The following is a 25829-nucleotide window of genomic DNA, read 5'->3' as shown; positions in this document are numbered from 1 at the left end:
AGCACCTAATCTCCAAGAAACTTAATCTCCAACACCCAAAACCTTGGGGCTAAAAATAGACCTCTGCTACCACCCCACTGGGCTACTAAGAGGTCTCATTTCTCGTTTGCGGTTGCAAAGATAGAAACAATTTCCCATTCCACCAAATATATCCGTCAAGAAAATCGCATAAAAGAGAGTAATACGCTGATTATGAGCAGGAAATATTTTCCAATTATTTTAGGAAGTCATCAGGGGGTTACGCATTAGGAAGGCCTTACCGAGTGGAATTCATCAGAGTGACAATGAGAAAGGACCTCGGCAGAGGTCCTTAGGATCTATCATTTCCTTTGAAGAGTATAAGTTGAGCATGAGAAGCGAGTTCTTTCTAATGGGTAACCCCTGAGGAAGTCATCGAGCCAATAAGGAAGCTAGCGATTATTTCAGTACATTTGTCCTATATATATTCATAAAAGAGTAATAAGGTATGAGTAAGGAATGGAGACGGACGCTGCTTTTTCTCTTATTGATAGGGGCAATAGCCACAAGTGGAGCGGCACAGATGAGGGCAATCACACAAGGTGGGCAGGTGGTATTGCTCTACCCTGATGGCACTTGGCGATATGATTATGGGAACAATGGCAATGATGACTACAGCTGGGGTCGCGGCGATACCCAAGTAAATATAGATGCAGGTGCTACTGGAAAGCGGTTCGGTGCAATGATCGATGGCCGCCTCTACTTTATCATCAACGACGGAGCACTGGAGGACTTTTATATTTATGACGAGCATGGCTTTGTCGCCTACTCTCTTCGCAACGGAATAGAGAGGGTTCCCTACAATTGGACTATACAGTACGACATTGGGAATGAAAGGAGGATCCGAAAATTGGGACCCTATGAATTTAAGTATGACTGGCGAACTGGCCAATTGGAGAAAGTGGGGAGTTATCAAATTGAATACCACTTCCACAATAATAAGGTGGAGCGCATCGGGCAGTACCGGATTGATTACGACTTCCGCACTGAACGGCTTTCACAGTTTGGCAACATCCGCATCAATTATGACTTTATGACGGACGGCATAGAGAGTATCACCGGTCGCGAAGAGGGGGTGATGCTTTACCTACTCAGGGGGTAGATACACATTATATATAGGATCAGAGTTTTGGGGCGCATTTTCGGACAAGTCGGACAGGTCAGACAAGTCGGACGAGTCGGTCACTCGCTCTCCGCCGTCGGCTCATTGGGTGTCCGACTTGTTCGAGATTAGGTACCCCCTAGAAAAAGCCAGCGTTAGCGAAGGAGACCAGCAACCAGAGTATAGTAGGGGGCGAGGTTATTCCCTTGGCTCCATAGCATCGGGATCCCCAATAGATCCGAGGCGGTGGCTCCGAGGTCAAACCCAAAGTTCTCCAATGAGTTTCTAGCTTTATCTGGATGAATACAAGGCTTGTCAATTAGACGCGTGCAAGCGCCCTTAGAGCACAGCTTGCAACTCCCCGGATAGCATGCCCTACTCCCAGGGTGAGCAGCCTCCAATGCCAACATCTCAGGATCAATCTGAGCTCTTGCCCACTGCATGATCTCCTCCACCACTTCATTGCGTGCTTCGGGATTGGGATATACAGTCGCTGCCATCTCAGAGGTCAACACTACTTGATAGCCGATGATATCCACCGTGTGGTACGGCTTAAGGAATTCATTGACATCGAAATCAAAAGGCGGGCATACCCACTGCTGACCATAATTGCGACACAGCTTGCAATAGCCCAAGAACTTATCTATATGCTGATATCGCTCCTGGTATTCCAGAAGCGATATCGTAGCTGTATGCTTAATAATATGTGCGAAGTCGCTCATCCTTACTCCTTCAGAATCACATCGTGAGCACCACCCTCCACAATTGAAGTGGAAGAGACGAGGGTCACCTTACTATTGTGCTGCAAGGTCTTAATATCCACCGCACCACAACTACACATAGTAGCCTTCATCTTACCGAGCGTGAGCATCAGGTTGTCCTTCATCTTACCGGCATAAGGCACATAGCTATCCACGCCCTCTTCAAACTTCATGCCCTCAGTCTCACTACCGCTATCGTAGCGTTGCCAGTTTTTTGCTCTATTAGAGCCCTCGCCCCAATACTCCTTCACATAGTTATTATTGACCTTGAGCTTCTTTGTAGGGCTCTCATCGAATCGAGCAAAGTAGCGTCCCATCATCAGGAAGTCGGCACCCATAGCAATTGCCAAAGTCATATGATAATCGTGCACGATACCACCATCGGAGCAGATAGGGATATAGACCCCAGTCTCCTCAAAGTACTCATCACGTGCCTCGGCGATATCCATCACAGCCGACGCCTGACCACGTCCAATACCCTTTTGCTCACGAGTAATACAGATAGAGCCGCCACCAATGCCCACCTTCACAAAGTCGGCACCCGCCTCCACTAGATAGCGGAAACCATCTCGCTCCACCACATTACCCGCACCGATAGGGAGCTCAGGATAGTGCTCCTTCACCCACTGAAGAGTCTGCTTCTGCCAAACCGAGTAGCCATCCGAGCTATCGATACAGATCACATCCACCCCAGCCTCCACGAGTGCAGGCACACGCTCCTTATAGTCACGGGTGTTGATGCCCGCCCCTACAAGTAGTTGCTTATTGACCTTATCGGAGAGTTCACTAGGGTTTTCCCTATGGCTATCATAATCCTTACGGAAGACAAAGAACTGCAGGTTTTGCTTCTCATCTATAATAGGAAGGGTATTGAGCTTATGCTCCCAGATAATATCATTCGCCTCCGAAAGGGTAATTCCAAGGCGCCCTATGGTCAACTTTGAGAAGGGGGTCATGAAGGAAGCGATCTTCGTCTCCCTTGGCGTAGTACTCAGTCTATAATCACGGCTAGTGACCATACCTAAAAGCTTGCCATTAGGTGTGCCATCCTCTGTAATTGCAATGGTAGAGTGCCCCGTGCGATGTGTCAGGTTGAGCACATCCTGGAGCGTCTGGTCGGGGGTCAGATTAGAGTCGCTAGTAACAAAACCAGCCTTAAACTTCTTCACCTTACGCACCATTTCCGCCTGACTCTCAATGGACTGCGAACCAAAGATAAAGGAGAGACCACCATTGCGTGCCAGCTCAATCGCAAGGGTATCATTAGATACCGACTGCATGATGGCACTCACAAAAGGAATGTTGAGTTGGATTTTTGGCTCCTCGCCACGACGAAACTTCACGAGTGGAGTCCGCAAGTTGATATTCTCAGGGGTGCACTGCTCAGTGGTTAACCCTGGTATAAGTAGATATTCTCCAAAGGTATGAGAAACTTGATTGAGTACTTTTGCCATACTTCCTTCTATTTTTATTAGGTACAACTTGCACGCAAAGTTACTATTTTTTCCGTATATCTCGTTCAAATTATTGCTGAAAGATGCGGACGAGTCACATAAGAAGTATAATGATCTAATATGCTTAGCTAGTATTAGTCAAAAGGGCAAGAAGACAAGGCCACTTATCGTCGTCCCAACCTGCTAAACAAGGTGGGGAAAATGGCTCAAATAGGGTCACTAAAACCACCTTTACAACTAGCTGTAAATCAAGACTATACAAATGCGCCTACCGAGATGCAACTAAGCAATCGGCGAGATGCAACTCAGCAAATGCTTTGTTGCAACTCGCCGATTGCTTAGTTGCATCTCAACTTTTGCCCTACTAGCATGGAGGTTTTAGGCGGTGCCTTTTCAGACAAGTCGGACAGGTCAGACAAATCAGACGAGTCGGACTCCATGCAACAGCCTCCTCCCGATCTCCGCCACCAGCATATTAGGTGACAGATGGAATCGTGTGGTGGCGGGCAGGGGTTATCGGGTTATATGGCTTTTTTGTATCTTTGTTGAGAGGGGTTTGGGAGATTGATTATTTTGATTAGGGATTGAAGATTGTTATGGAAGATATGTTTGAAGGATACGAATTGAAGTGCATTGGCATATTGACTTCGGGCGGTGATGCACCAGGGATGAATCCTGCCATTCGGGCAGTCACACGTACTGCTATCTACAAGGGACTGGAGGTGAAAGGTATCTATCGTGGCTATAAAGGGCTGATGAATAATGAGATTGTAGACTTTCACACGGAGAATGTGAGCAATATCATTCAGCGTGGTGGCACGATACTGAAGACCGCACGCTGCGATGAATTTAAGACGCCTGAGGGGCGTGCTCTCGCCTATGATAATATGCGTAGGGCGGGCATCGATGCGTTAGTGGTGATTGGCGGAGATGGCACACTGACGGCGGCAAGGCTCTTTGCAGCGGAGTTCAACTTCCCAATTGTGGGGCTCCCTGGCACTATTGACAATGACCTTTGCGGTACCGACCGCACCATTGGCTACGCCACAGCCCTCAATACCATTATGGACGCAGTGGATAAGATTCGTGATACCGCTTCCTCACACGACCGCCTCTTTGTGGTGGAAGTGATGGGGCGTGATGCTGGCTTCTTGGCACTCAATGGGGCGATTGCCTCGGGTGCAGAGGTGGCGATTATCCCCGAGGTGCACGAGGCGGAGGAGCAGATCACGCAGATGATTGCCAATGGCTTCCGTAAGAGTAAGAATAGTAGTATCGTACTGGTTGCCGAGAGCGAGTTGACAGGCGGAGCTATGGGAGTGGCGAAACGCCTTCAGGAGAGCCACCCAGAGTACGATGTGCGGGTCTCTATCCTCGGGCATATGCAACGAGGTGGTAGCCCCTGTGCCGAAGACCGTATTATGGCAAGCCGTATGGGCGTGGCAGCGGTGGAGGCACTCCTCGATGGTCAGCGTAATGTGATGATCGGGATTGTCAATGACGAGCTAGTCCACGTGCCATTTAGCCGTGCCATCAAGGATGACAAGTCAGTAGACCCCGCAATGGTCCAGGCTCTTGCGATGCTTTCACTCTAAAGACCACGTAACTATGACACAAAGAGAGATCCCCTATAAGTTGGTGGCACTGGATCTTGATGGCACCTTGGTAGATGACCAAAAGCGACTTCTGCCCAGTACGATCAGTTCGGTGATGGCGATCCAAGAGCTAGGCGTGAAGGTGGTACTGGCAAGTGGTCGCCCTACCTTTGGTTGCCGCGCGATAGCCAAAACGCTGCGACTGGATCACTATGGTGGCTATATCCTTTCGTACAATGGGGGTAAGCTCACCTCCTTGGGTGATGGGAAGATTTTGGCTCGTCGTGCTATCCCCAAGAAGTTACTGCCTCACCTCTATGAGGAGGTGAAGAAACGTCCAGAACTCACCATCTTTAGCTATGAACAGCAGATGATTGTGAGTGAAACACCCGACGACCACTACGTACTAGAGGAGCAACGGGTGGATGGTGGTATGCCGATCAGGGGGGTGCCTCATCTACTTGAGGGACTTATAAGTGACCCTCTGAAACTAGCCATCACGAGCGACAACACCCATGCCCTCTACCAGATTAAGGAGGAGATGGAGGCTTACTATGGCGAACAACTCAACTTTTTCCTCACCAATGAGCACTTCCTCGATGTGGTGCCTCGCGGGGTAGACAAAGGGTCGACCATTGAGTTTCTTCTTGAGGAGTTGGGCATTGACAGAAGCGAATTGATCGCGGTGGGTGATAGCTACAACGACCTTGGGATGATACAGGTGGCAGGACTAGGCGTGGCGATGGCCAATGCGACGGAGGCGGTAAAGCGCTCTGCCGACTATGTGACAACGAGCAACAATAGTGATGGTATTAGCCACCTACTGAATAAATTTATCCTACAGCCTAAGCCCGATAATGTGGGGGACCTCAGCGTAGAGCTCCTCAATCAGATGATGGAGGGCAATACCTTGATGGGGACGCTTGGGATACGTTGCACCCGACTTGAGGAGGGGTATGTGGAGTGTACCATGCCGGTGGATGGACGTACGCAGCAACCTATGGGCATTCTGCACGGTGGCGCAACGCTAGCACTTGCAGAGACGGCAGCAGGGTATGGTTCGCTCTTACTTCTTCAGGAAAATGAGATACAGGTGGGGATGCAGGTGAGTGGCAATCACATCAGTTCGGCACACGTGGGAGACACGGTCACAGCGGTGGGAAAGATCATCCACCGAGGGCGAAGCTCTCATGTATGGAATATTGACATCCTTTCAGGAAGAGGGAAGCTGATCAGTAGCATAAGGGTAGTCAATAGTATTCTAAATAAAAGGTAAAAGCGACAGGCTAGGCAACTTTGGCTTACCTATGCTTGTTGTATAGATAATAAAGGACCATATTAAAGAGAAAAAGATATGTTTGAGAGGAAGAAATCAAATGACCAGCTAGTAGCTAATCTGATCAAAGGTGGCTTGATTGCACTTGCAGGTGCTGCTGCGACTACAGTATTCACGGCCTTTTACCGTCGGAAACACTCGATCCCTAAGAATGCTGAGCCTGTCACTCCTTTTGACCTAGAGCAATACCTAGGGAAGTGGTACGAGGTGGCTCGACTGGATAACCGCTGGGAGCGAAACCTGAGCGATGTCACGGCTGAGTACAACGTGATGGAGGATGGCAGGGTACAGATGATCAACTCTGGCTACAACTACAAAAAGGAGCAGTGGGTACGCTCTGAGGCGGTAGCACAGTTTGTCGGTGACCCTAATACGGCAGCTTTGGAAATAAGCTACTTTGGCCCAATCTTCTCGGGCTACAATGTGATCGCCATTGAGGGGGATTATGAGTATGCCCTAGTGGTGGGTCGCAATACCAAGCAGTGCTGGATCCTCTCACGCACGAAGGAGCTACCTGAGGAGGTGCGTGCTCGCTTTGTGACGGAGGCGATGAATGTAGGTGTGAGGGTGAACAACCTTATCTGGGTGGATCACTCAATGGAGCTAGAGGAGTAATACGATGAGCGACTTGCTTCAGTTCATATTACTTTTACCGCTGATATTGATAGTGATATTTGCTATCAAATATCGGCGAGCACTCCTCTCTGTCTATAAGCTGAAGAAGCACTATAAAGAGGCACAGAAGAGTGCCGAGGAGGAGAGAGCTCGTCGGGAGCGGGTACGAAGACGGACGGACGATGCCCCCTCGAGTGTAGAGATGATAGATAATGCCTCGCTGGACCTTGAAGGCGGGGAGTATGTAGAATATGAGGAGATAAAAGATGATTGAGACTAAGACTTTTGAGGTAAGAGGAATGAAGTGCGGGCATTGTGCTCAGCAGATTGAGGAGGCACTAAGGGTGTCGCGAGGAATTAAATCGGTAAAGGCCAACCACGAGACTGGCACTGTAGAGGTACAGTACGATGAAGCAACCATCACGCCTAACAGCATCAAGAAGATAGTGGAGAGCGTGGGCTTTGGCCTGCAGCTCTGATCCCACTTCAACAATCTAAAGAGGGCACCTCTATATTTTTGAGGTGGCTCTATCGGACAGGTCGGACAAGTCAGACGAGTCGGACGGGTCGGATACTATGGATTGTGGCAATAAAAAAAGGACCTCCTTGCGGGGGTCCTTTTTTATTAGCATACTATTGAGGGTGGCTAGAATTGGTAGCCAAAGCCAGCTTGTAGGTAAATAGGATACATCGCGTAGTTGATAGCGGTAAAGTTTCGCTTAAAGACTTGAGAGAAGCCCCAATTGAGGTCGGCATTGATGTGGAAGTGCCGATAGGCACGCCACGAAAAGCCGAGCACACCGCCCCACTGCCACCTCTGCATATTGCTTGAGAAGTCATAGAGCGATGGTTGCTCCATAATCAGCTTCTCCCCTACTGGTGTGCCATCACGGAGATAGCCGTTCTGAACCATTCCGCTAAACTTTCCATCGATCTGATAACCGAGGTAGAGCCCCCCACGCACTTTCCAATTGCGATTGAAGCGATAGTGAGCTTGCAGAGGCAAGCTGAGCAGGTTAGAGCTATACTCCATCACCACTTCACCGGTCCAGTAGCCCTCTACTCCAGCATTGTCCATCGTCACGGAGGTGTGGAAGCTCTTAGTGGTCACTTGTGTCTTCATTCCTCGATTCTCCAGCTTTAATCCTGCAGAGATACCCCACTCAGGCACTCCATAAGAATCGCCAAACCACTTCGTTGCCACTCCCTCAAAGGAGCCTCCGAAAGTAGGATTGTACGAGTCAATCGAACGGACCTCCTGAGGGATATCCATTGGGGCAGCCCCTCCGATAAAGTTGATGGCCGCTTTTAGCTCAAATTCAAAGCCATCTTTAGTCCGGATGAAGCCATCTTTATTGCTTTGAGCAGAGAGCATAGTAGCTCCAAGTGCGATTACTATCGCAGCATATATAATACGTCTCATAAGTTACTTACAGAAAATTTGCAGTTCATCAATCCACAAGGTACTGCCCACAGCACCCTCAAAGTGAGCACCATTTTCGCTCGATGAGGCTACGATCGCCAAGCTATATTTACCAGCCTTTAGCTTCACGGGATCAATCGATTTGCCCTCCTGCATCTCAAAGGGCACTTCAAACTTCACCCACTTATCACTCACCTTTCGCTCGGTCACTTTTGCCACAGATATCAGCTGAGGGCTATCCTGTACATTTGTGCCATCAAGCCACTGAATCTCATTGGTGGTCTCGAAGAATACAGCGTAAAGACTGAAGTTATCCACCTTACCCTCCACCACCTTACTTGCAGAATTAATTACTTTCTCGCCTGGGGTGTACTTGTAATAACCTTCAAAGAGATGAGGCTCCTGCAGGAATGGCACTCCAAAGTGAGTTGCCTCAAGAGGTTTAGAGGCCATTATCTTAGTATCCATAGCCCCCATAAAGACGCTTCCAGCCGCAATAGGTTTTTTGGCGATTCTGCCAAAGAAACCGGTGCTTTTGGTCTGTAGCTTGGCGGCATTTCCCTTGTATCCCTCAGGGTCTTGAGTAACGTAGAAGTCTTTCCCACTCATTAAGAATACAGCATAATTGCCACTTGCCCATTCAAGAGTAACATTTCCCTTTTCATCTAGCTCCTGTAGAATAGGATATGGATCAGTCTCGTACCCCTCAAAGCTATAGGTCCAAATAGGTTGTTCAAGAATTGAAGGCTTCTTGACAGTAACTGTGTAATCTTTGCTCCACTTACCATCTTCAGAGGTTACCCGATAGATTTGTGGTTTGGTAAAATCTCTAATAGAGCCATTCTCAGGGGCAATGGTCGCTTTATCGGTAATAACAAATACTGGTGCCAACTTTGACACGTCCACCCAGCTATTGACCGTGATCTCAACCGTGTTATTGGTGATATGAATATCTCTAAAGAGTAGGTCTTGCCCCATGATGCACTTCTCAATATCTGCTTCGGCATTAGGTGCCTCTGGCTTGATACAGCCTGAGAGCGAGAGCCCTATGGCAAGGAAAAGGCTCAGGACAATCCCATTAATTTTCTTATTCATTTTCATTGTTCAGCCTATTAGTTTTATTCAGAAAACGACGCAAATGTAATCAATATCTATCAATTATCCATCTTCGATTCACTTCAAAACTGGGTTGCGGGCTAGGCGAAATGGGTTAATTGATTATATTTGCCTAGAATTAGAGAGATAAGCAACTTGATAGAATAATAATAATAATATGAATAAATGGAGATACCTAGTAGGTACCCTGCTAGCAGCCCTACTACTCATAGCCTGCCAAACTAAGAGCAAAGGCGAGGAGCAAGCGAAGCCCTTGCCTATAGAAGCTGCGATAGCAATTGAAGAGGCGGTAGCCCAAGAGCCCGACACACTCACTAGCGAGGATATAGAGCTGCGGGAAGAGCTACTTTTTGAGGAGTATTACCTCGCCCCCACCTACGATTATAAAGATACTGTGAGGAGCATTAAGCTAGATCAGTTTAGAGCCAAACTGGCTTACGTGGAGAATCTGGCTGAGGAAATCGGTCAGTGGGCGGTGATAGAGAATTACCGCAATGGTCACGGAGAAGCACCAACGGTGCAGAATTACCGACGCAATGAGTACCGTAGAGTATCCGATACGCTCGGGGTAGAGCGATACCAATCTGCCCCACTCTACCTACCCAATGACACTACCCAACCGATTATCTATGGCCGAGATGGCTGGCTCACTCACCTGATTGATTCAATTGGAAGCTACTACCAAATCACTCCGCTCAAAGGCTCCATGGGCAGTTATTGGATCCCTAAGCGATATCTGAGGAAGTTGGAGGGAGAGGTACAATTTGAGCACGTTATCTTTGTGGATCGAGGCGACCAAAACATTGCGACGGTGGAGCGTCAAGAGCGAGGCAAGTGGCTGATAAGAAGCACCAACCCCGCCACCACAGGTAAGAAGCAACCTCCCTACCAGATGGAGACCCCACTCGGGATATTCCTACTCCAGCAAAAGAAAGCCAAGATGTTTTACACACACGATGGTAGCTCGGAGATAGCCGGCTATGCCCCTTGGGCGAATAGGTTTACCAACGGTGCTTATATCCATGGGGTGCCCGCCAACGGACGCAATGCCAAGCCCTCGGAATACAGTTGGTCACTCGGCACCACCCCACGCTCCCACATGTGTGTCCGCAACGCCACCAGTCACTCCAAGTTTATCTACGACTGGGCACCTACCGACCGCTCCCTCATCATCGTAATAGAGTAATTTCACCTCATACAACAATAAGTGGCACCGTCGCATAAGCGATGGTGCCACTTTGTTTGTATTTACTGATGAATTAGTTTTGAGAATAGAGGATCGGATTGAGCGTTGGGTCATTGTACATTTTCATCTGCTTGTAGACCTTCATATACTTCCGCCCCTCCGCCATGTCCTCCAAGAGGGTAGTAATAGCCTGGGAAAGGTCGTCATTCTGCTGTAGCAATACCGAGAGCTTAGCACGCACCGTGATACGCTGCTCCTCCGAGATGCCAGCACGCTCCGTCTCCACCCTCATGTGGTAGATCTTAAGCTGCAAGATACTCAGGCGGTCAATAGCCCAACCCGGACTCTCCGTATTGATCGTCGCCTCCGGCAGTACCTTCACCCCCGAGAAAAGGTCAAGGAAATAGCTATCAATCAGCTCCACCAAGTCGGTACGGTCTTGATTGCATCGATCCATCCGACGCTTGATCTTAAGCGCCTCCTCAGGGTCGATATTTGGATTACGTATGATATCCTCCAAGTGCCACTGGATCGTATCCACCCAGCACTTAAGGTATAGATAGTATTCAATCGACTTAAAGGGGTAAGGGTTATTGACCTTTGCATCCACATTATCCCTCACATGATACTCCTCAATCGCCTGATTAAAGACCGATATCGCCCTCCTACAGAAGTCCTTATAATTTTGCATTTCCTATGCCTCCAGTGGTTAATACTATAATCGCACCGTAAAGATACAGATAATACCACCACCTCACCCCAATTCCCCTTATGCTATATAACAACTATCCCTTACCCTCACCCCACACACTACGCACTAGCCAACTCCCACAGGGGTGACGCATTAGGAGTATATTCATAAGTTAATAACCCCTATAAAATAGGAGAAAGTATTGGCTCAAAAGCCCATTTTTAACAAACTGATATTCAGCAACATATAAAGTCGAAAACTGAGTTGCAACTAAGCGATCAGCGAGTTGCAACAAAGCAAATGCCGAGTTGCAACTAAGCATTTGCTTTGTTGCAACTAAACTTTTGACCACTTAGCTGTTGTTTTTTTTAGGCTGTTGTACGAAAAGCATCTGCCCCCTTATTTGTGGTATGGATTTGTCCGTGGATGTTAATAATGAACACCGTGTAACAATCTCCTCACCTTAGATACCCTAGGGGTTACGCATTAAAAAGGTCTTATCGAATGGTTTTCAGTGGAGTGTCTATGGTTCAGGACCTCTCCGAGATGGTTCCCAAAAAAGCACCCGCCAGGGTGCTCTTATGTCCTTATAGAGAGTATATTCAATCAAATCTAACATCTATTGACTAAACTTCCAATGCGTCACCTCTGGAGGCGGAGGGTTGTGATTGGGTAGTGAAATTGTTATCTTTGTGGAGGTATCTACATATATAATGAGTATGGAAGGAAATTACGAGATAAATGGGGAGTTGGTGGTATTGGGCATCGAGAGCTCGTGCGACGATACGAGTGCGGCGGTACTGAGGGGTAATCGGCTACTGAGCAATGTGATTGCGAGCCAAAAGGTACATGAGGCGTATGGGGGTGTGGTGCCCGAACTGGCGAGCCGTGCCCACCTTCGGAATGTGGTGCCGGTGGTGAGTGAGGCGCTTCGGCGGGCGGAGCTGAGGGCGGAGGATCTCGATCTGATCGCCTACACCCGTGGCCCTGGTTTGCTGGGGAGCCTGTTGGTGGGCACCTCCTTTGCCAAGGGATTGTCGGAAGGGCTCAAGATACCCATGGTAGATGTGAACCATCTGCAGGCGCATGTCCTGGCCCACTTTATCCAAGAGGGAGAGGTGGAGCGTGAGGTGCCCCACTTTCCTTTCCTTTGCCTACTGGTATCGGGTGGCAATTCGCAGATTGTGTTGGTTCGCTCTCCCCTTGATATGGAGATCATCGGCAAGACGATCGACGATGCTGCGGGCGAGGCGTTTGACAAGTGTGCCAAGGTGATGGGACTCGGCTACCCTGGTGGCCCTGTGATCAATAAATTGGGTAACGAGGGCGACCCCTTTGCCTTCACCTTTGCCGAGCCACAGATAGCCGGCTACGACTATAGCTTTAGCGGGCTCAAGACCTCCTTCCTCTACAAGCTCCGTGACGAACTGGCGAAGGATCCGCACTTTGTGGAAAACAATAAGGCCGACCTCTGTGCCTCGCTTCAGCGGACAATTGTGGAGATATTGATGAAAAAGCTCTCTCGTGCCGCCAAGGATCTAGGAATCAAGGAGGTAGCGGTGGCAGGAGGTGTTTCTGCTAATTCCGCTCTGCGTGATGCGATGGTGGCTTATGGCGAGCGAAGTGGTAGCCGTGCTTTTATTCCGCCATTCGCCTACACCACAGACAATGCGGCGATGGTGGCGATGGCAGGAGCCTACCGATTTGCCAGTGGGGCAAGCAGCAGTATGGCCGATGCCCCCTTCTCCAAAGTAGTCATCTGAGTGATGGGACAGGTAGAGCGACTTTACAAGGAGGTGGCAGAGCTTCTGAAGGAACGAGGTGCCACGCTAGCCACGGCCGAGAGCTGCACTGGTGGGCGGATCGCTTCGCTCCTCACCCAGGTGGCAGGGGCCTCGGAGTGGTACCGCGGAGGGGTGGTTGCCTACACCCGTGAGGCGAAGATCCATGTTTTGGGGGTACCAGAGGAGGAGCTCACCGACGGACTGGTTAGCGAGCGGTGTGCGATAGCTATGGCTCGGGCGGCAGCGGATCGCTTCGGCGCCGACTTTGCTCTTTCCACCACGGGGGTGTGTGGTCCCTCGAGTAGCGAAGGGATGCTCCCTTGTGGTGCCTGGATCGCTTGTGCCTCGGGCGAACGGAGGGCAGCTTTCTTTTTTCAAGCTATGAACCGTGGTCGAGAGCAAAATATCAATGCGGTAGCAGAAGAGGCACTGCAACTTCTGAAGGAGGTATTACGTACAAAGCTATAGGGAGGCTAAATGGAGGCGGCACTCAAACGATATTTTGGTTACGACCATTTCCGAGCACACCAAGAGGAGGTGGTGGGGAATGTGATTCAGGGCTTCGACCAATTGGTGGTACTCCCCACAGGGGGTGGCAAGTCGCTCTGCTACCAATTACCAGCGATGATGATGGGGGGGTGTGCACTAGTCATCTCCCCATTGATTGCCTTGATGAAGGACCAAGTATTGGCACTCCAAGAGCGGGGCATTGCAGCCGCCACCATCAATAGTAGCGTGACGCAGGAGTACCGCAATAGCGTCTCTATGGCACTTGCCCGAGGGCAGCTGAAGTTGCTCTATATGAGTCCCGAGACCTTGATGAGTGCCAGTGGTATGTCCCTGGTGAAGCAGGCCAAGATTTCTCTGGTAGCAGTGGACGAGGCACACTGCATCAGTCAGTGGGGGCACGACTTCCGTCCGGAGTATGCCCAGCTGGGGGTAATGAAAGAGCTATTCCCCGAGACCCCTATCATCGCCCTCACCGCCACAGCCGATCCAGCGACGCAAAAGGATATCCTCCTACAGCTACATCTCAGAGAGCCGATCGTGACGATTGGCGACTTCGACCGCCCCAATATCTACCTAGAAATCCGTCGGGGACTGAAGAAGCAGGAGAAGCTACGGGAGATCTTGATGTTTATTGAGGGGCGAGAGGCACACGCTTCGGGCATCATCTACTGCACCAAGCGAGATGATACGGAGATGCTCTCGAGGTACCTCAATGATAAGGGGTTCAAAGCCCTCTACTACCACGCTCAGATGGGAGCGGGGGAGCGGGATATGGTACATCGCCTTTTCCTGATGGGGCAAGTGGATATTGTCTGCGCCACTGTGGCCTTTGGCATGGGCATCGATAAGCCCGATGTGCGGTGGGTGATCCACTACAATATGCCCAAGAATATTGAGAGCTACTACCAGGAGATAGGTAGGGCGGGGCGTGATGGCAAAAGGGCCGATGCCCTCCTTTTCTACTCCTATGCCGATATCTTTGTGCTACAAAGGATGATACAAGATACGCCGATGCAAGACCTCAACCGCTCCAAGATGGAGTACATGAAGCGGTATTGTGAGGGCAATATCTGCCGGAGAAAGGTATTGCTCAGCTATTTCGGTGCCGAGGCAGAGGATCATTGTGGCAAGTGCGATGTCTGTCTGATGCCAAAGCGACAGACTATGGATGGCACGGTGATCGCACAGAAGGCGATGAGCGCAGTGGTGCGTACGGGTGCTCAGGTGGGGGTGGAGATGCTGATAGATATTTTGAGGGGCTCCCAAAAGCGGTTGCTCCTCACGATGGGCTACCACACACTCCCTACTTATGGCGTAGGACGCGACCTCTCGGCACTAGCGTGGCGGGAGTATATCTATCAGATGATAATGCTGGGGCTCATGAAGATAGATTATGCCGATGGGGGTAAGTTGCAAGTGACGGCCAGCGGTGAGGAGGTACTTTTTGGCAAGACTACATTGGCGCTACAACCTTTTCGCCCACTACCAAAGAGACGATAAGATATGAATAGAAGATTGATGATCATGCTATGGTGGGGGTTCCTATGCGGAGGACTTCTCTCCCTTTCGGCACAAGAGCCGACCACACTAGATGTGGCGATGGATAGCATTGCTGCCAAAGAAACAGTCAATGACCAGTTACTCCTCAGCCTAAAGCAACAGGTAACCACGCTTGATTCGCTCCGAAAGGTGGACTCCCTACAGAAGATCAACCTCGAACAGCAGTTGGCTAACCTCAAGACTTCTGATGAGATCAAAAGACTAGCAATAGAGCGTCAGCTGGGATTACTAGAGGAGAACCAATCAAAATACGAAAAGGATAAGAGTGCTCGGCTTGATTCATTGAGACAACATGCCGTGGGCTACCCTGTAGTGGGACTGGTAAAGGATACCCTCTTTACCCTCTACATACGGGTAGGGTCGTACGGCCCCGCCTACAGAGCCAAGAATATCCAAGAGCGGCTGCACTCCCTCTATGAGTATGGTTTTGGATCCGAGGATACACTCACCGTCACCTACGACCACGACTATGCCGATATTAGCTACGAAGATCGCATCTTGATGACGGTCACGCAAAATGAAGCCTTTTGGCACGACACCACTATCCAAGCACTTGCAGAGGAGTACAGCACGGCACTTACAGAAGCTCTCCATAGGGCTAATGATGAGTTTAGCACCTCCCGACTGCTGAAGCGCCTCGGGCTCTTAGTACTCTACATCTTTGGTACGGTGGCGCTAATCCGCATCATCAAAAGGGTGATACGTTGGCTCAAGTTAATGGTAGAGGTCAATCGAGATAAGTGGCTTAAGGACTGGCGGTACAAAGACTACACCATCATCTCCAAAGTCCAGGAAGTGCGACTCCTAGAGTATGTAATCAACTTCCTAAGAATAGTATTAATTGTAGCGGCAATCATTGTAGCGGTACCAATTATCTTCAACCTCTTCCCCTTCTCTAGGGATTGGTCGAGTAAGCTTTCGCATACCCTCCTCACACCAGTTCGCGACCTCGGTATGGCGGTGTGGAATTACCTGCCCAACCTCTTCTTTATCATCGTCATCTACCTTGTGATGCGGCTGCTGAGCAAGCTAGCGAAGTATTTCTTTACCGAGATAGAGCTCGCCAAGTTGCGGATTCCAGGGTTCCACCCAGAGTTTGCCAAGCCCACCTACACCATTATCCGCATCCTACTGATTGCCTTTTTCCTTATATTGATATTCCCCTATCTGCCAGGGTCTGGCTCACCCGCCTTCAATGGCATCTCGGTCTTTGTCGGCGTGTTGGTCTCCTTCGGCTCCTCTAGTGCGATTGCCAATATGATTGCCGGGATTGTGATCACCTATATGCGACCTTTCAGAGTGGGCGATAGGATCAAGATAGAGGATGTGACGGGCGATGTATTGGAGAAAAATATGTTGGTGACACGACTGCGGACGGTAACGAATGAGGAGATCACCATACCCAATTCTAAGATCCTCACCGCTGCCACCATCAATTATAGTTCGCTAGCAGAGAGCAAGGGGCTTATTCTCTCTACCGAGGTAACCTTTGGCTTTGAAATTGCCTGGCAAGAGGTAGAGGAGGCGATGCTAGAGGCAATCGGTCGCTGCGACCGCATCCTCAAAGCTCCCAAGCCCTTTGTACTACAAGCCGGCTTTAATGATAATTATGTGGTCTACCTTGTCAATGGTTATACCACAGAGGCCAATGCACAAGCCACCATTTACTCAGAGATTCGGGGGCATATACAGGATGTCTGCAGGGAGCGCGACCTTGAGCTACTCTCACCACACTATATGGCAACTCGTGATGGCACGGAGCGAACTATTCCGCCAGAGTACAAGTCTCAGCACCCGAAAGGTGCGGAGAAGGCGAAGCGGCAAGAGGAGGCAGCGGAGTGGCACGAAAAGCAAGCGGTGAAAAAGGCCGAGAAGCAACGAGAGAAGGAGCTCCAAGCAGAGGAACAAAAGAAACTGGAGAAAGAGGGACTACAGAAGGAGCAGGAAGATAAGCCTACCGAGACCTCTGACGACAATAATAAGGATAAGAAGTAAGTACAACCCACCAAATAAAGACGAATATGGATAAGAAACTAGAAGCCGCAGCAAGGGAGTATCACGCACTCCCACAGCCTGGCAAGATTGAGGTGCGGCCAACGAAGTCGCACAATACGCAGCAGGATCTCACCCTTGCCTACAGCCCAGGGGTAGCGGTTCCTTGTAAAGATATTGAGGCCGACCCAGAGCGTGCCTACGACTACACTGCCAAGGGAAATCTGGTGGCGGTCATCTCCAATGGCACCGCCGTGCTCGGGCTAGGAGATATCGGGGCAATGGCCGGAAAGCCGGTGATGGAGGGCAAGGGACTGCTCTTCAAGATCTATGCCGGCATTGATGTCTTTGACCTAGAGGTGGATGAAAAGGACCCCAAGAAGTTCATAGAGGTGGTTCGCTCCCTCGCCCCAACCTTTGGAGGCATCAACCTAGAGGATATCAAGGCACCCGAGTGCTTCGAGATTGAGGAGGAGCTAAAGAAGTCACTGGATATCCCTGTGATGCACGACGACCAGCACGGCACCGCCATCATCTCAGCTGCTGGTATGCTCAATGCCCTCAAGATAGCTGGGAAAAAGATAGAGGAGGCCCGAATCGTGGTGAGCGGTGCAGGGGCATCGGCACAGTCTTGTACCAAGATGTATCTCGCACTTGGTGCCAAGCTAGAGAATATCGTGATGATCGACTCCAAGGGAGTGATCCGCAAAGATCGCCCCAACCTCGATGAGCGTAAAGCTTTCTTTGCCACCGACCGAGAGGGGATCTACACCCTAGCCGACGCAATCAAGGGAGCCGACCTATTCCTCGGCCTTTCCCAACCACGTCTGCTCACTCAGGAGATGGTACGCTCTATGGCACCCAACCCTGTGGTCTTTGCTCTTGCCAATCCCGAGCCCGAGATCACCTATGAGGAGGCTAAGGAGGCACGCCCCGACGTGCTGATGGCTACCGGTCGGTCCGATTATCCTAATCAGATCAATAATGTCATCGGCTTCCCCTACATCTTCCGTGGTGCCCTCGACGTGAGAGCGACGGCGATCAATGAGGAGATGAAGTTGGCGGCCACCATTGCTATTGCCGACCTCGCCCAGGAGCCAGTGCCCGATGAGGTCTCCAGTGCATACGGGCACATGCCTCTTCACTTCGGTCCCGATTATTTCATCCCTAAGCCAGTGGACCCTCGTCTGATTACTCGCGTCTCTATGGCGGTAGCCAAAGCAGCGATCCGCACAGGAGTAGCCCGTAAGGAGATCACCGACTGGGAGGCGTATGAGCAGGAACTTGCCACACGCACAGGTGGCATGAGTCACCTATTGAGACGTATCCACGAATCGGCACAAAAGGCACCAAAGCGGATGATCTACGCCGCTGGGGAGAATCCATTGGTACTCCGTGCAGCAACAGAGGCAGCACATCTCAAGATTGCCCGACCCATTGTACTGGGCGATCCTGTGGTGATTCAGCAGATTGCCAAAGAGCATGACCTCGACCTCTCTACCATTCAGATCATCAATCAGCATAGCGACGAATGGAAGGAGAAGCGCGAAGAGTATGCCCTACGCTACACCGAGCAAAACTGGCGTAAGGGCGGCAACCTCAGTGAGGCGAAAGACAAGATGTTTGGCCCCAACTACTTCGGTATGATGATGGTGCAGTGTGGTGATGCCGATAGCCTCATCACAGGGCTCTACTCCAACTACGGTTACCTCGCCAACGTCGCCCGCGACACCGTGGGAATCGCACCTGGTCATCAGCACTTTGCCACGATGCACCTAGTGATGATGAAGAGTGGACCGCTCTTCCTCGCCGATACGCTGATCAATCAAAACCTCAAGGCAGAGACCCTCGTGGACATTGCTCTTCTAGCGGCTGAAAAGGTGCGTTGCTTCGGCATCAAGCCAGTGATTGCTATGGTGAGCTTCTCCGACTTCGGTAGCACCGATGCCGAATCGTCCGTGGAGGCGCGCAAGGCGGTAGAGATCCTTCATAAGGAGCACCCACACATCAAGGTGGATGGAGAGATGCAGCTACAGACCGCACTCAACTTCCAGCGGCGTGACCAGCTCTACCCCAATAACAGCATCAAAGGCGAGCCTGCCAATGTACTGATATTCCCTCGCCTCTCCGCTGCCAACGCTTGCTATCAGCTACTCAAGCACCTAGATATCGCAGAGGACGTGATTGGACCAATCCAGATCGGGCTCGCCAAGCCGATCTACTTTGCCGACCACGACGCCGGGGTCAAGGACATCGTCAATATCACAGCAATGGCCTCCCTCGACACCAATAACTGCCTCATCTAAAAGCAAACTCGATACGAAAGCCACCTCCACAATTATGGAGGTCAGGGGTTACGCATTAGAAAGTTCACGCCGTATGGTTTTTAGCGGAGTGTCTATGAATAAGGACCTCGGCAGAGGTCCGACGGATCCTAGCCCCCGAGTCGGAGGGGGCTAGGCCCCCGAACGACCGGGGGATCAACGTCATCCCCCCTATCCCAGGACCCCTTGCGGGTCGGACAACCGCATCAGATTAATCCTAGAATGTGTTGTCCGACCCACAAGGGGTCGAATGGTAGGGGTGGTTCGGGTTTTTGGTCCCCTAGTCATCGGCTCTACGAGCCTCGACTAGGGGCTATGATCCGTCTGACCTTCCACGAGGGGGAGGTCATTCATGATAAGATCTTTCTAATGCGTAACCCAGGATTGAAGCCGTATAATTACTTGGATAAGTAGGAGGAAAATAGTATCTTTGCACGCAGTGATGAGGGGGCTTCCCCAAATGAAGCAAACTCTCATCCCAAACGGTAATTATCCATTTAATAACTATAAACGTATGAATACTAAAAAACTTGCACCAATGATTCTTGCATCATTAGCCATCCTCTTAATCGGAGGTCTTTCTTCTTGCAAGAACAGTGCACTTGATGCTCCTGTGGCACTTAACAGCAGCAATACCACTCTTGTGGCCAACGACGCTACTATTATCGGTTCTCTTGAGAGTGACCGCCTAGCACTTATTGACCTATACCAAGCCCTTGGTGGTGAGGAGTGGTTTAAGAGCAGTGGCTGGCTATCTGAGATTCCAGTAGCTGAGTGGGAAGGTGTCTCTGTAGCAGAGGTAGCGGGGCAACCACGTGTGGTAGCTCTCTACTTAGGAGCTAACAACCTTCAAGGCGAGCTTCCACAAAGCATCGGCAAGCTCACCGCCCTCAAAGCCCTCCACCTACAATATAATAGTGGGATCAAAGGGGAGATCACTGATGGCATCTACGACCTACAGTCGCTCCGCTCATTGCGTCTTGGGTACACCTCGCTGACAGGTCTCCTTTCTGATAAGATTGGACAACTCTCACAGCTAGATACCCTCGACCTACGCACTAGCCCATACGAGCTTACTTGCACATGGGACGGCAATATGGAGAGTGCCAAGGATCACAAGCCTAATAACTATCGACTTACTGGTGAGCTACCTAAGACCATAGGTGCCCTTAAGTCACTTACAGTGTTGGACCTCTCTCACCAAAACCTGAGTGGCGAGCTACCTAGCAGTGTCGGCGACCTTGCCAACCTTAAGTACCTAGCTCTCTATGGCTGTAACTTTAGTGGGGTACTTCCTGAGAGTCTTGGTTCGCTTGGTCAGCTTGAGTATCTATCACTTGGTGACAACCACTTTACTGGCAATATCCCTGCTAGCATCGGCCAACTCACCAGCCTTAAGGAGCTTTGGATGAGCAACAACCGCCTATCAGGAGAGATTCCAAGCTCACTTGGTCAGCTCGAGAATCTACTACAGCTAAGCCTAGAGCGTAATGAGCTCACTGGAGAAATTCCAACAAGCCTCACCAAGCTTCGCAATCTACACACTCTATACCTTGGCAGCAACCGACTATCGGGAACTATCCCTAGCGGGCTAGCAGGTGCAGAGCAACCAGAGCTTTTCTGGGTAGATCTTAGCAACAACAACCTTTCGGGGCAGCTCCCAGAGAGGGTGCAGAAGAAGGGTGGCGACTACACTATCTATGTAGTTTCGGGCAACCGCCTTACTGGCCTTGTAGCAGAGGCATACCTTGCCTTTCCAAAGACACTAAAGCACCTACTTCCTCAGCAGGAGGGCTACGGCTTTGACAATCTAAAGTAAAATAATGGCTGTTGCACGGAGGCAATCAACCTCGTGCAACAGCCATTATTCAATAATCATCATTACAATATCCAATAGACAAAATGAAAAAGATCATCCTTACAACATCCCTTTCACTGGGACTGATGTTGGGTCTCACTTCTTGCTTTGGCGATGACCAAACTCCTAAGTACAAGGAGAGTAAAATAGAGGTAGAAAACACCTACAGTATCTTAAAAGTATATCCAGAAAACGAGCTACCAAAGAGCGGCATCGTAGATCTGAAGCGCATCACTGAAGTGGATGCGGAAGTCTTTGCCGGGTATAAGGGACTTAAAGAAATCACAGGTAAGCGCCTGCAGAAGATTGGGCCAAAGGCATTTGCCGGCTCGGGACTTCTAAAGCTCACCATTGGAGAGGCTATCCCCGTGATTGCTGAAGATGCGTTTGCCGAGACAAGCGAGGAGAAAGAGCTATTTGTACCCGAAGGTAAGGAGGAGCAATACTATCTCCTAGCTCATACCCACCACTTTATCTCAATCAATGGGGTAAAGATTCCACAAATAACAGTTGCTGAGGGCATCTTGACCCTTTACCCCGCCTATCTGCTTCAGGAGGAGATCACCCTTCCAGAGACAGCTACCACGATTGGCAAGGAGGTATTTGCTTCGCAAGAGGTGCTAAAGAAAGTGCACGCACCATCTATCACTAAGATAGAGGCTGGCGCCTTCAAGGGAGCTACGGAGCTTGTAGAGGTAGAGCTAGGGGCAACGATCCCAGAGGTGGCAGAGGATGCCTTTGCTGACACGCCTATGAGCAAGGCGCTCATCGTTCCAGAGGAGAAAGCCGATGAATACATTGAGTTTGCCAAGACCTACCAATTCTCTACCATTAATGGCAAGGATGTTTATCCACTACCTGAGGGAATTACAATTGAGGGGAATGTACTGACAAAGATCTCTGGTTCTGTCTCTGTAGAGAAGCTAGAACTTCCACCTTACGTGACAGTGATAAAGATCAACGCCTTTAATAATAGACCTCGTATCAAGGAGATCATCGGCACAGGTGTTGTGGAGATTCAAGAGAAGGGAATGTATGGTGCCAGACAGACTACTACTGCTATTTTCCCTAAGCTCAAGAAGATTGGCCGAAGTGGTCTCGAAGGCTTTAGCGCTCTAGTGAAGTTTGAAGCTCCACTCCTAGAGGAGATTGGCGTAGGTGCCTTTAAGAAGGCATCAAGCCTCAAGGAGATCAACTTCCCATTACTCAAAGAGGTGCCTGTGGATGCCTTCAATGCAAGGTGGGATGGACAGTTGACCACCGTCATTCTACCAAGTGTCACGAAGATCGATGACAATGGATTCGGCTACCAAGTGAATATTAAGCTACTCGAATTGGGTAAGACCCCTCCAACGGTTACGCCACAAGGCTTTAGCGATGACCTGAAGGGCAAAAACCCACGACTAGTAGTGCCTGCAGATGCAGTGGAGGCCTACGGAGGTGTAGGTAATAAGTGGCATAAGGGTATCTTTGTGGTAGAAGCAAAGAAATAATATGCCTCGGAATACATTACTAAGTTTAATAGCTTGGAGCTTTCTCGCTGTCGCATGTGGCACCGGGGAAGCTCCAAGCCCTTTGCCTCCTAAGCCCAACCCTCAGGAGGAGCCAGAGAAGCCTACGCCAAAGCCCAAGGAGGATCAGCCCACCCGCCCACTGACAGGGTACGAGGGGTATATGCTCCTCTGTGAGGCAGGGCTCTCCTCGATCATCGTTAATATCCCTGATGGCGTATCGGAGCTCCCTAGTTTGCGATTGTTAGACCGCGATGGGAAGCTACTTGATCGTGATATTTATCAGGAGCTGATCAAGGAGGTACCAGCACTGGCTGTCTGTTGCGAGATGGATCTCTCCGCCTCGTCTAAATACTTTGCACTGATGACAAAGTACGATTTTACCGAGGGAAAGTATGGACCACATACCTCACGGCTCACCATCCTCCGACGGAGCGACCTTAGCCTGGTGAAGAGTATCCCTATCATCCTCCCTTCAAAGGAGTTCAACGAATGGGTCACTGGCTCTTGTACCACCAATGCTGGCAACACCTACTTTGCCATAAACTCCCGTCGACACCGTTACCTCAATAGAGTTGATAGTGAGGAGATGATTCCCCTTCAGGGGCTTTCCTCTAACTATTTGCGGTCTGCTTTTTCATACGAAGATAAGGCGTACATCGTCTTGAGAGACGACCCTAATATCTACCTATTTAGCAATGGATCCGAAAAGGCAAAGTCGATACCAATCGCTTCGAAAGGAGGTATCAGAGCCGATAACGCTGCTGGAGACTACCGTGTGCTTACCGATAATGATGGGCGGAACTTCCTTTTCTCCCTCAAGGAGTCGAAGGTGGTTGCTACCTTTTGGACCTCCCCATCGATTGGTCGAGGGAGCTACTATGATACAAAGGAAGGGTACCTCTACTTCACTACTGTCACAGGCTCCGATGCAAAGATGCGTAGCTTATACCGCATCCCACTGAAGCTAGATAACTCCTCTGAGCAATCCCCCGAGGCGGAGCTCTATTTTAGGATTGGTAGCCGTACCGAGTATGATAGTCGCCAAGGCTACTTCCTCACGATCGGTGCAGACCCCTATACGCGGAAGCTCTATCTTTCGTGGTTGGATCAAGGGAGGACCGGACCGGCAGTAGAGAATCGGACCAAGATGTATCAGCTACCGATGTTGGGCAAAGAGGAGACGCTACCAGTGAAGTCACTAGCTCTCTATCATCTACATCGTACCTACAACATCAGCTCTATCTATCACTATCGACAGCTTCCTTAACAAACAAGATCGGTTGGGTGCTGTGAATTGACTTGTTTTTTGTTATCTTTGTCGGAAGAACTGAAACACTTTGTCCAATTCACTAGCAAGCACGTACATTTTAATAATACCGGTATGAAGAAGATAGACGAGATTGATATCAAGATTATCAACATGCTCTCTGAAGATGCACGCAGACCCTATATGGATATTGCAGAGGCGTGTGATCTATCCAGAGCAGCCATACACCAGCGTATCCAGAGACTTATTGGTAGCGGTATCCTACAGGGGTCACGAAGCTGCATCAATTACAACGCGCTCGGATACAAGACCCTCACGTACGTAGGAATCGTGTTAGAAAGAGGATCACTCTACAACACGGTAGTGAAGCAAGTGGAGCAGATCTCGGAGGTGGTAGAGATACACTACACCACAGGGCCGTACACTATGCTCATTAAGCTATACGCAAGAGATAATGACCACCTGATGCACATCCTCAATGACCAGCTTCAGCAGATTGAGGGAGTGGTCTCTACCGAGACACTTATCTCACTCAAGCAAAGTCTACAGCGCCCATTTGTAGTGAAAGAAAGCAACGAAGAGGACGAATAACCCACTCTAGGCAGAGCATAGAGAACAGGTATAAAGGAGAAATAAGGATATGAATTACAATCAAAGAAATGCATTTGAGAGAGATGGAGATCTCCGGTTTGATGCAGATAGTCACACCTACACACATATCGGGAGGATTGAGCCTCTCACATCGGTCACCTCGTTCATTGCCTCCTTTTTCGACCCCTATGACCCTTACTTCTGGATTAATCGCGATGATAAGCTTACCGAACTACAGAAGGAGCAAAAAAAGCAGGAGCAGGATAGTAAAGGTTATGTCGCACGCAACTTGGGCACCTTTCTGCATACTCAGATAGAGCAAAGCATCTTGGGCGAGATCCCCGAGAGTAGTATGGACTTAGCACCTGAAGAGGGCGGTATAGGGCGAGCCTATAGCATTGAAAAGGAGATGGAGTACTTCAATCAATTTGTCCGTGACCACCGCTTAGACCCCTTCCGCACCGAGTGGATGATCTATGATGATAAGCATTGGTTGGCAGGTACACTCGACCTATTGGTACAGGAGATGGATGGATCCTATACAATGTACGATTGGAAACGGAGCCGACGCATGGGGCGTGAAGTAGACGGACACTTTCAGCCCAATCGGAGTAACTTCCGGCAAAAAGGGCATGGCGTGATAAGCCACCTCGATGACACCCCATTTATCCACGCTGCACTCCAGCAAAACCTCTACGCTGAGATACTCAAACGCAACTACGGCATCGAGGTGAGCGATATGTACCTAGTAATCCTGAGCCCCTCTTTCTCTAGATACCACAAGGTAAGGGTGCCCAATTATGAGAACGAAGTGAAAATGATGCTCGACCTTTACTAATCCCCCCTAGAGCAAATCGAGTAGGTCGGGAAACGAAAGTTTTCTGACCTACTTTCGTTTCCTTCCCTCTCACACCACCGTACGTGCCGTTCGGCATACGGCGGTTTAATTCGTTTTCAAAGAGTGTCTAATCGCATAGTAGTCCAAACAACTTACAAGGCCTCTGCGGGCAAGTACATCTTTCGATATAGCTCGTACCACGCATGTACGTCTCACCACCCATTCGTAGCGGTCTCCGCAGTAGGATGTAAGCTTGGCTAAGTCGTTGCAGACACCAAGTTTGCGTAGTCCCCA

Annotated in this window: 22 protein-coding genes; 17 read left to right on the top strand and 5 right to left on the bottom strand. The window is 49.9% G+C overall.

Going from position 1 to position 25829, the window contains the following annotated elements; all coding sequences use genetic code 11:
• Nucleotides 1-466 precede the first annotated feature (466 nt).
• Nucleotides 467-1120 carry a hypothetical protein gene (locus A3GK_RS0107480; protein WP_018028842.1) on the top strand — a complete coding sequence of 218 codons (654 nt, stop codon included), beginning with the start codon at nt 467-469 and terminating at the stop codon, nt 1118-1120.
• Nucleotides 1121-1275: 155 nt separating this feature from the next.
• Here A3GK_RS0107480 and A3GK_RS0107475 read toward each other — a convergent pair whose 3' ends face one another.
• Nucleotides 1276-1842, bottom strand: coding sequence for a DUF2284 domain-containing protein (locus tag A3GK_RS0107475; protein ID WP_018028841.1), 567 nt, complete (start codon nt 1840-1842; stop codon nt 1276-1278).
• A 2-nt stretch (nt 1843-1844) separates the two neighbouring features.
• Complete coding sequence (locus tag A3GK_RS0107470) at nt 1845-3335, bottom strand: IMP dehydrogenase (protein ID WP_018028840.1); 1491 nt, start codon at nt 3333-3335, stop codon at nt 1845-1847.
• A gap of 596 nt (nt 3336-3931) precedes the next feature.
• Here A3GK_RS0107470 and pfkA point away from each other — a divergent pair.
• From pfkA to A3GK_RS0107445, 5 genes are all read left to right on the top strand, one after another.
• On the top strand, nt 3932-4930 hold the full coding sequence (gene pfkA, locus A3GK_RS0107465; RefSeq protein WP_018028839.1) for a 6-phosphofructokinase: 999 nt from the start codon (nt 3932-3934) through the stop codon (nt 4928-4930).
• A 13-nt stretch (nt 4931-4943) separates the two neighbouring features.
• Entirely contained in the window at nt 4944-6206 is a 1263-nt protein-coding gene (locus tag A3GK_RS0107460) for a Cof-type HAD-IIB family hydrolase (RefSeq protein WP_018028838.1), read from the top strand.
• A gap of 78 nt (nt 6207-6284) precedes the next feature.
• A complete protein-coding gene (locus A3GK_RS0107455) occupies nt 6285-6881 on the top strand; it encodes a lipocalin family protein (RefSeq protein ID WP_018028837.1) in 597 nt (198 codons plus the stop codon).
• Between the two features lie 4 nt (nt 6882-6885).
• A complete protein-coding gene (locus A3GK_RS0107450; protein WP_018028836.1) occupies nt 6886-7155 on the top strand; it encodes a hypothetical protein in 270 nt (89 codons plus the stop codon).
• Nucleotides 7148-7360 carry a heavy-metal-associated domain-containing protein gene (locus tag A3GK_RS0107445; RefSeq protein WP_018028835.1) on the top strand — a complete coding sequence of 71 codons (213 nt, stop codon included), beginning with the start codon at nt 7148-7150 and terminating at the stop codon, nt 7358-7360. Before A3GK_RS0107450 ends, A3GK_RS0107445 begins: the two co-directional genes overlap by 8 nt.
• Before the next feature lie 167 nt (nt 7361-7527).
• Here A3GK_RS0107445 and A3GK_RS0107440 read toward each other — a convergent pair whose 3' ends face one another.
• Nucleotides 7528-8304 carry a porin family protein gene (locus A3GK_RS0107440; RefSeq protein ID WP_026161791.1) on the bottom strand — a complete coding sequence of 259 codons (777 nt, stop codon included), beginning with the start codon at nt 8302-8304 and terminating at the stop codon, nt 7528-7530.
• Between the two features lie 3 nt (nt 8305-8307).
• A complete protein-coding gene (locus A3GK_RS0107435) occupies nt 8308-9399 on the bottom strand; it encodes a PCMD domain-containing protein (RefSeq protein WP_018028833.1) in 1092 nt (363 codons plus the stop codon).
• A gap of 178 nt (nt 9400-9577) precedes the next feature.
• Here A3GK_RS0107435 and A3GK_RS0107430 point away from each other — a divergent pair, with 178 nt between their 5' ends.
• The gene (locus tag A3GK_RS0107430) at nt 9578-10606 is read left to right on the top strand and encodes a L,D-transpeptidase (protein WP_018028832.1); all 1029 of its coding nucleotides are present in this window, start codon (nt 9578-9580) and stop codon (nt 10604-10606) included.
• Between the two features lie 73 nt (nt 10607-10679).
• Here the strand turns inward: A3GK_RS0107430 and A3GK_RS0107425 are convergent, their stop codons facing one another.
• Nucleotides 10680-11297, bottom strand: coding sequence for a DUF4254 domain-containing protein (locus A3GK_RS0107425; protein WP_018028831.1), 618 nt, complete (start codon nt 11295-11297; stop codon nt 10680-10682).
• 713 nt (nt 11298-12010) lie between these two features.
• On the opposite strand from A3GK_RS0107425, the gene tsaD reads away from it, so the two are divergent.
• The 10 genes from tsaD (at nt 12011) to A3GK_RS0107375 (ending at nt 25535) form a co-directional block, all read left to right on the top strand.
• Nucleotides 12011-13060 (top strand): tRNA (adenosine(37)-N6)-threonylcarbamoyltransferase complex transferase subunit TsaD, encoded by a 1050-nt coding sequence (tsaD, locus tag A3GK_RS0107420; RefSeq protein ID WP_018028830.1) that lies wholly within the window; start codon nt 12011-12013, stop codon nt 13058-13060.
• 3 nt (nt 13061-13063) lie between these two features.
• Nucleotides 13064-13549, top strand: a complete 486-nt coding sequence (locus tag A3GK_RS0107415) for a CinA family protein (RefSeq protein WP_018028829.1) — start codon at nt 13064-13066, stop codon at nt 13547-13549.
• A gap of 9 nt (nt 13550-13558) precedes the next feature.
• On the top strand, nt 13559-15091 hold the full coding sequence (locus tag A3GK_RS0107410; protein WP_018028828.1) for a RecQ family ATP-dependent DNA helicase: 1533 nt from the start codon (nt 13559-13561) through the stop codon (nt 15089-15091).
• A gap of 3 nt (nt 15092-15094) precedes the next feature.
• A complete protein-coding gene (locus tag A3GK_RS10645; RefSeq protein ID WP_018028827.1) occupies nt 15095-17146 on the top strand; it encodes a mechanosensitive ion channel domain-containing protein in 2052 nt (683 codons plus the stop codon).
• A 26-nt stretch (nt 17147-17172) separates the two neighbouring features.
• Complete coding sequence (locus tag A3GK_RS0107400; protein ID WP_018028826.1) at nt 17173-19449, top strand: NADP-dependent malic enzyme; 2277 nt, start codon at nt 17173-17175, stop codon at nt 19447-19449.
• 532 nt (nt 19450-19981) lie between these two features.
• Entirely contained in the window at nt 19982-21286 is a 1305-nt protein-coding gene (locus A3GK_RS0107395; RefSeq protein WP_026161788.1) for a leucine-rich repeat domain-containing protein, read from the top strand.
• 83 nt (nt 21287-21369) lie between these two features.
• Nucleotides 21370-22818 (top strand): leucine-rich repeat protein, encoded by a 1449-nt coding sequence (locus tag A3GK_RS0107390; RefSeq protein ID WP_018028823.1) that lies wholly within the window; start codon nt 21370-21372, stop codon nt 22816-22818.
• 1 nt (nt 22819) lies between these two features.
• Nucleotides 22820-24106: a hypothetical protein gene (locus tag A3GK_RS0107385; protein ID WP_018028822.1), complete on the top strand. Its 1287-nt coding sequence runs from the start codon at nt 22820-22822 to the stop codon at nt 24104-24106.
• Nucleotides 24107-24220: 114 nt separating this feature from the next.
• Nucleotides 24221-24697: an Lrp/AsnC family transcriptional regulator gene (locus A3GK_RS0107380; RefSeq protein ID WP_018028821.1), complete on the top strand. Its 477-nt coding sequence runs from the start codon at nt 24221-24223 to the stop codon at nt 24695-24697.
• A gap of 49 nt (nt 24698-24746) precedes the next feature.
• Nucleotides 24747-25535 (top strand): hypothetical protein, encoded by a 789-nt coding sequence (locus A3GK_RS0107375; RefSeq protein ID WP_018028820.1) that lies wholly within the window; start codon nt 24747-24749, stop codon nt 25533-25535.
• Nucleotides 25536-25829: the final 294 nt, after the last annotated feature.

Origin of the sequence: Porphyromonas somerae DSM 23386, assembly GCF_000372405.1 — a bacterium.
Taxonomy (GTDB): Bacteria; Bacteroidota; Bacteroidia; order Bacteroidales; family Porphyromonadaceae; genus Porphyromonas_A; species Porphyromonas_A somerae.
This window is presented reverse-complemented; position numbering and strand designations above follow the sequence as displayed.